1 pseudogene is annotated in these 276 nt (G+C 76.1%); it reads right to left on the bottom strand.

Features of this window, described 5'->3' with window-relative positions:
* Positions 1-8 precede the first annotated feature (8 nt).
* A pseudogene (locus tag ACSNOK_RS34145) lies at positions 9-276 on the bottom strand (hypothetical protein); the annotation flags it as partial.

The following is a 276-nucleotide window of genomic DNA, read 5'->3' as shown; positions in this document are numbered from 1 at the left end:
CGCCGTGGTCACGGACGCAGGCGGCGGTCCGTCCAACCGGTCAGGCTCGCCACCCAGACGTTGGGGATCATCGCCGGGTGCGCCCCCGGCAGGCCGCGGGTGCGGTAGGCCCTGAGCACGTCGTGGACCGCGTCGAGGCAGTCCCGGGAGCCGAACCCGCCCGTGCGGGGGTCGCGGCCCACCAGGAAGCCCCGGCGCTCCACGACGGGGATCATCGCCCGCGCGCCGCGCACATCGGCGGTCGGCGTGCCCGTGCAGCGATAGCGCGTGTAGGAC

Source organism: Streptomyces sp. URMC 126 (assembly GCF_051386555.1).
Classification (GTDB): domain Bacteria; phylum Actinomycetota; class Actinomycetes; order Streptomycetales; family Streptomycetaceae; genus Streptomyces.
Note: the sequence above shows the minus strand (reverse complement) of the source record. Positions and strands in the feature narration are given on the sequence as shown.